The organism is Streptomyces sp. NPDC097981, assembly GCF_040302565.1.
Lineage (GTDB): Bacteria > Actinomycetota > Actinomycetes > Streptomycetales > Streptomycetaceae > Streptomyces.
The window spans coordinates 1-6,809 of record NZ_JBEORW010000117.1; the positions used below are offsets into that span (position 1 = coordinate 1).

General features: G+C 68.1%; 5 protein-coding genes and 1 pseudogene. 1 reads left to right on the plus strand and 5 read right to left on the minus strand.

Annotation, left to right across the window (positions count from 1 at the left end; translation table 11 throughout):
• Window positions 1-180: pseudogene (locus ABTY04_RS39940) on the plus strand (IS630 family transposase); the annotation flags it as partial.
• A gap of 71 nt (window positions 181-251) precedes the next feature.
• Here the strand turns inward: ABTY04_RS39940 and ABTY04_RS39945 are convergent.
• The 5 genes from ABTY04_RS39945 to ABTY04_RS39965 all read right to left on the minus strand — a co-directional run bounded on the left by ABTY04_RS39945 (window position 252) and on the right by ABTY04_RS39965 (window position 5,653).
• On the minus strand, window positions 252-4,313 hold the full coding sequence (locus tag ABTY04_RS39945) for an nSTAND1 domain-containing NTPase (RefSeq protein WP_352218342.1): 4,062 nt from the start codon (window positions 4,311-4,313) through the stop codon (window positions 252-254).
• A gap of 149 nt (window positions 4,314-4,462) precedes the next feature.
• Entirely contained in the window at window positions 4,463-4,621 is a 159-nt protein-coding gene (locus tag ABTY04_RS39950; RefSeq protein ID WP_352218343.1) for a hypothetical protein, read from the minus strand.
• Between the two features lie 56 nt (window positions 4,622-4,677).
• Window positions 4,678-4,866 carry a hypothetical protein gene (locus ABTY04_RS39955; protein ID WP_352218344.1) on the minus strand — a complete coding sequence of 63 codons (189 nt, stop codon included), beginning with the start codon at window positions 4,864-4,866 and terminating at the stop codon, window positions 4,678-4,680.
• Window positions 4,867-4,992: 126 nt separating this feature from the next.
• Window positions 4,993-5,154 (minus strand): hypothetical protein, encoded by a 162-nt coding sequence (locus ABTY04_RS39960; RefSeq protein ID WP_352218345.1) that lies wholly within the window; start codon window positions 5,152-5,154, stop codon window positions 4,993-4,995.
• 250 nt (window positions 5,155-5,404) lie between these two features.
• Window positions 5,405-5,653, minus strand: a complete 249-nt coding sequence (locus ABTY04_RS39965; RefSeq protein ID WP_352218346.1) for a hypothetical protein — start codon at window positions 5,651-5,653, stop codon at window positions 5,405-5,407.
• Between the last annotated feature and the right edge of the window lie 1,156 nt (window positions 5,654-6,809).

Genomic DNA, 6,809 nt, shown 5'->3' on the forward strand with positions numbered 1-6,809 from the left:
GAGCTCAACCCCGACGAGTTGCTGAACGCCGACCTCAAACACCACGTTCACGCAGCCCGCGCGACCTCAGCCGACGACCTCGCCCGCGAGACCCGCCGCTTCCTGCACCGCAGACAACGCCAACCCCACATCGTCTGCGGCTACTTCGCGGCCCGCCACGTCCGCTACACGATCCAATAGGAAACCCATCAGTTTCGCCTAAATATGCCTGCCAGCCTTCGCTGCCTCGGAATCCCGGCTGTGATTGTGGCTCACTCGCTGGGACAGACAGGGGGGGTCTTCTGGTTTGGCAGGTATGCCGTCCGTTCCTCGACTGTGAGGTCGCGGTAGACGGCCTCACAGATCTTTCGAATCGCCGCAGCAGGCGTGGGCAGGGTGACGTCCCAGAGCCGCGCCGTGCCGTCGACACTTCCGGTGGCCAGCGTGAGGCCGTTGGGGCTAAACGCCGCCGCCTGCACAATATCGAAATGAAGCAGGCTAGCGCGGGCCTTGCGGGTGGGCACGTCCCACAGCACTGCTAGTCCGTCGCCGCTGCCGCTGACGAGAGTACGCCTGTCGGGGCTGAACGCCACCGCGTACACCGCCCCGGTGTGTCGGGTGAGGGTGGCCAGGCTGTGGCCGCCGTCCGCGTCCCACAAACGTACCGTAGCGTCCTCGCTCCCCGTGGCCAGGGTTCGTCCGTCGGGGCTGAACGCAACTGCATACACTGCTCCGTCGTGTCCCTTGAGCACGGCGCCAGGGTCACCACTGACCGCGTCGTACAGGTGTGGAGAGTTGTCCATATCGGTCACGGCCAGTGTCTTCCCGTCAGGGCTGTAGGCCACCGCAGTCACCGTGTCGCTGTTGATCAGCAGCGGGGGGCGGATCTCCTTGCCGGTGTTCGCGTCCCACTGCCGTACGCTGTTTCCGCCGCCGGTGGCGACGACGCGCCCGTCGGGGCTGAAGACCACAGCTTGGAGCGGCGCTGTGTGTGCGGGCAGGGTTACCCGCCTTTGGTGGGTTCGCACATCCCACAGCTCGGCTTTGCCGTCCTTGCTGGCGGTGGCGAGGGTGTGTCCATCTGGGCTGAACGCTACCGCCCCCACCGCATCGCTGGCCTTCAGGGGAGTGTGGCTCGTGCGTGTGGACACGTCCCACAATCGTGCAGTGCCATCGAGACTGCCTGTGGCGAGAGTGCGGCCGGACGGGTCGAACACCACCTTCGAGACCTTGCCAGTGTGACCGATCAACGTCGCCTGATTCGGTCCGGCGACCACGTCCCACAGTCGCACGACAACGTCGCTACTGGTGGCAAGAGTGCGGCCGTCGGGACTGAACGCCACCGACCAGACCGAGTCGGTGTGGCCAGGGTGGAAGTTGAGGATCGTGTCGGAGGACGCGTCGCGCAGCAGTGCCATGCCGTCCCCCATACCGGTGGCGAGAGTGCGGCCGTCCGGACTGAACGCCACCGATTCCGTGACGCTGTCGTACCTTTCGAGGGGGGTTCGGTTCTGCTTTCCAGTGACGATGTCCCACTGCCGTACAAGGGTATCCGTGTTATCTGATGTTGCGAGGGTTCGGTTGTCGGGGCTGAACGCGACGGCATGGACCTCGCCGGGCTGCTGGATCGGGTCCGCATGGAGCTTGCCGGTCTCCGCGTCCCACGCTCGGACCGTGTGGTCGAGACTTCCGGTCGCAACGAAGCGCCCATTGGGGCTGAACACCACGGACCACACAGCTTTGGAATGGCCCTCCAACGTGACCCGTGGTTTACCGGTTCCCAAGTCCCATAGGCGCACGGTCGCATCGTCGCCGCCGGTTGCGAGGGTGCTGCGGTCGGGACTGAAGGCCACGGACCGCACGGCGCCGGCGTGGCCTTGGAGGGTACGGCGGGACGCGCCGGTGTGTGCATCCCACAGGCGGATGGTGCCGTCGAGGCCGCCGGTGGCGAGGGTACGGCCGTCGGGGCTGAAAGCCACGGACCACACTTGATCGGTATGTCCCTTGAGGATGGGGCCAGGTTTGCCGGTGCCTGCGTGCCACAGGCGGACGGTTCGGTCGGCACTGCTGCTGGCGAGGGTGGAGCCGTCGGGGCTGAACGTCACTTTGGTCACGCGGTCGCCGTGACCGCGCAGGCTGCGCCGCAGCGGAATCGCCGCGGCGTTCTGCAGGCTGTGGGAGGCCTCGGATGTGGGGCTGGTGCGGTAGGCCTGCACGGCAAGCAGTGAGGCCAGGTTGGCGTTGGTTGCGAAGAGGGTGTCGGACTGGCCGGCGAGCTGGCGGGACAGGGCGGCCTGTCGCTGCGTCTCTGCCGTCCGCCACTGCAAGAAGAACCCGGCCCCTGCGATGAGGGCGATGGCGAGCAAGCCGGCCAGGATCGCGTTGAGGCGCCGGCTGCGGCGGATGGCGGCCTGCTGGTGCTGCTCACTGGCAGTGAGGAACCGGCCGATCTCGACAGGCAGACGGCGCTGGTGGGACAATTCGAGCCCCGCTGCCAGAGCCGTGCCCGCGAGCAGGTCCTCCTCGTGCCTCCCGTCGGCCCAGCGGGCCTGCTGCTCGCGGGCTCGTACGAACCATTCCTGGAAGCGGCGGTCCCGGCCGACCAACTCGCGCAACCTGCGCCAGTCCCGGATGAGCGCGTCGTGGATGAGCTCCGCGACTGGCCGTGCCGAAGGCCCTTCGGGCGTGCGGGTGATGATGATGCGGTGCCGGGTCAGCTCGGCGAGGACCGTGTCGAACACATCGCTGTCGTCGGGCGTGCTGTCGGGGCCGGCTGTGAGGTCGCGCAGATCCGCCAGGGGGACCTGCGCGCGGATGGCGGGGACGTTGTGGCGCAGGTCGGCGGGGCGTACGAGTGAGGTCAGCATGCGCTCGGCGACAGGCAGGCTGTTTGGGGGCAGTTGGTTGAGTGCGGTGTCGCACCAGGTGGTCAGGCTGCCGGTCACTCCCCCGATGCGCCGGTAGGCGTCGTGGGTGAGGAAGCCGTCCTGGCGCCGTCGCCACAGTTCGCTGAGTGTCAGTTCCAGCAGGGGCAGCACCGTGACCGCGGCCCGGCGGCTTGCCTCCCCCTCCGGGGCAGTGGCCAGGACGTCGGCGACGATCTGCTCGGGAAGCCCGCTTTCGAAGCGGGCTCCGGCCTTCTGGGCGGGCAGCGTGATGATGTCGTGCAGGTCGTCCTGGCTGAGTGTGCCTGGGATGTTGAGGAGGCCCGGCATCGCGGCGCCCAGCAGGTCGGGGGCGAGGGCGGCGAGCTGCGGGTAGAAGTCGTCGCGCATGACCAGGATCACGCTCAGGGTGGCATGCGAGGTGATCGCGGCCGTGAGCCGGTTCGCGGCGGCGAGGCTGCCTTCCTGCTGGGTGAGGAGCTCTTCGAACTGGTCGATGACGAGGACGACCCGCTGGTATTCGGGCTGTGCTCTGAGGATGCGGGTCGCGGCCTCCGGGATCCCGTCGGTGGAGGCCCCGGGCAGTCCTGCGCGCTCGATCTCTGCGCCAAGGTCCTGACCTGGTCGGACGTGTACGGGCAGCCACCGGTCGCTGCCCGGCACGTTGCCCGCGGCCAGAGCGGGCAGGATCCCGGCCTGGATCAAGGAGGACTTGCCCGAGCCGGACGGGCCGAGCAGCAGGACCACACGCTGCTGCTCCGCCAGCTGCGCGAGAACCTGGTCCATGGCGTCCTGCCGGCCCTCGAACCATTGCGCATGCTCCGCGGTGAACGGCTCCAGCCCCCGGTAAGGGCACACGTCCTGAACGGCCAAGGCAGGCCAGATCTGCCGAAGCACTTGAACAGGGTTGACGTAAGCGATGCCCTGGCCCTTCCCGAGTGCATCGGGGCTGGTGATCTCGGTGAGCATGCCGATGACCAGACCGGTCACCTCGTCCACGACCGGACCGCCGCTGAAGCCGGTGGTCAGGTCGTTGGCGTCCGTCAGCTGCAGGTGTTCGGCCCGGTGCTCGGTCGCAGGCAGAAGGTTGCCAGCCTTCGCGTACCCGAAATGCCCTCCCTCCGGAGCCTGTCCGGGAAACCCGAACGAGCGCACCTCGTGACCCCTGGAGCCCGCCGCGGAACCCAGCGCCGGTACATATGTGCCGGGCACGGCGGCGCTCAGGCGCACCATGGCGACGTCCTCGGCCTCGGGTTCCCGCCACGGCTCTTCCATGACGATCCCCTCGACGACGCCTGCTCCGTCAGCGTTCGGGAAGACCAGCCATACGCTGCGCCCGGGCCCGCTGTCGGCGGCGCGGACGACGTGCGCGCAGGTGACCAGCACGTCCTCAGCGACCAGGAAACCGGCCCCGCACGCCTCACCGTTTCGTCCGAGGACCTGGGCCACGGCTCTGAGCATGTCCACAGGTTCAGCCATCCTTCTCGTACCAGTTCATGGTGCCCTTCGGGTGGCAGTCGGCACTGCCTTCGTGATCCTCGCCGGACGCCTCGCGGCCTTCGCCTTGCTGGAGGACAACGGGCTCGCGGGGAGGCCGATCATGCGGCGGGTTCGTAGGTGACGGTGGTAGTCGGGCAGTCCTCGGCAATACCAAGGAGCGCCTGCCGCTCCGCCTCGTCGACGGCCAGGCCCCAACGGAGCTTCGTACCCACCCAGGTCGCGGTGTAGGTGCAGTGGTAGGAGCCGTCCGTGGGCATCCATTCCGCCAGGTCCTTCTCCGCCTTGCTGCGCTTGGAGGAGGCTGAGACCGCGATCAGGGTGTCCGGGGACGCTGGTCGTTGGCGTACGCCTCACGCCGGGCAGCGTCCCAGGCATAGCCGCCGCTGTCGTGGACCTCGGCCAGCGGGACGAAATGATCTACGTCAAGGCGGGCGGCATCGGTGACGACCACGTCGTCGTACGGGCTTCGCCAGCTCCCCGGTCGGCTTGCAACCTGCCGCAACCAGCGGCGCCTCGAGCGATTCGGACAAGATGACTTCCTTGCGGGTGTCACAACCGTCGCCGGCGTTCAGGCCCTTGTTCCAGTGCTTGTACAGGGTCCGCACGTAGCCCTCACGTACTTCGTCGGCTACAGCTGGTCGATCGCCGCGAACAGCGACAGCGGCGTCCTGACCGCCACCGCCCCAGGGCCGGCCGGTACGGCCTGGGCCGCCGGCGCGGTGGAGATCAGCAGGGGCAGGGCGGTGAGAGCGAGCGCGGGCAGACCACGCCGCAGCAGATTCTTGATCACGAACCCGGGTTGTAGCGGTACCCGGGGGCGGCCCGGAAGAGAGCCGGGCTGCGGCTCACCCGCGCGGGCGTCCTGATTCACCGCATAAACGATCACTCACGTCAGCCAATTGCCCCACAGCCACCCCCTGCCGGCGGTGCAGTCCCGGTACCTGACGACCGCCCCATCCAGGCGCAGCCGGAAGCCGAGCCGACTGCGAACCGGAACGACGGACAGCCGCCCGTCGGATCCGGGCACGGGCTGCTATCGGTCACCCGGCCGCCGGGCAACGCTGGCCCGCGTCTTCGCCTCTCAGGGCAGGCGGCCAGCGTTCATCGATCATCACCGCCGCCTCACGGCAGACGCCGCAGGCACTCTCCCGCTCCGGCAGCCACCAGTAGTCAGACGGCGACATGCCGCCTGCCTGGATGCCGCACAAGGTCTTGTCGAAGACGCCGAAGGCGTGCGATACGTCGGCAGGCAGGCTGTCCGCAACGGCTTCCTCCCAGCGCATCTCCATCGGCGGTACGGAGGCCTCGAAATTTTGAACCACTCGCCACCCACATGTGTAACGGCATGGCACCACCAGCATGACCAGGTCTGCTCTTCCCCGGCAGTTGACGCCACGGCCATCGCCACATCGCCCGTCCACATACATCGCACTCCACGAGCGGATCCTGACACGCCCACACTCACGGCCACCAAACCCGTGACCTGCCGCGCCTTCCCCAGCACCCCTGCCAGGACAGAACCTTTTCGAGTGATCGAAATCCCGGCGAGGGCGGCGCCGGTTTCCGCGCACCGCGTCTGGCGGACGGAGCCGCGAACGCAGGTGTACTGACCGCCTGGACGTTCTGGCCCACTTGAGCGACGGCGGCTTGGCTTTGTTCACGGACCGTGGCTCTGACTCAACTCCGTGCCGAGTGACGTTCTGTTCTGGCTGAACATCGAATAGGGCGATGGAAGCTGGCGGCGGGGCAAGTACTGCGCGAAGGCGGGCGAGTATGGCCCGCCACTGCTTCTGGTCCTCCGGGTCGCCCCAGTTTGAGGCCGGACCAGCCTCGTCGCTGGCAATGGGGGCGAGAGCCCCGTCTTGCGGGCGTACCCTCCGCCGCCACCCGCGTAGCCGGCGCCTCCGCCTCCATCGCGCGGGCTCCGGCTGCAGGCACGGGCAAGGAGTTGGCCCGCTGGCGTGCGATCGGTGGCGACCTGGGTCACGGGCGGATCGAGTTCCGCCCACCAGCCCGCGTCGATGGGCGACCGGCCCGCGAGCGCCTCGTTGAGCATCACCGGTGTCGCGATCGGCTGCCCGGCAGCCGATCAACGTTGATCAGGGTTAGCATTGACTGGACGTCGGCGCGGGTGTAGGGGCGCAGCGAGACGCCGATTGTGGGTGCCATGGTGAAGACCATGGCAAGTGCCTCTCTTTCTTGTCGAGCATCCGTGACGGGCATGCCCGTCGCGGACGAAGGGTGGCTCAGGTGAGCGGTGGGCCGCGGTTCACGGCGCCGCGAATCGCACTCTATGAAATCGGCTCTGCCCGGAGTTCCGTGAGTTCCCAGGTCAAGGTCCGCGTGCAGGATCAGATGTCGACCACCGCCACGGCGCTGCCCGAGGAGAGCGTGACGTAGGCGTGGTGGCCGTCCGGGCTCACCGCGATGTAGTCGGCGGTGTCA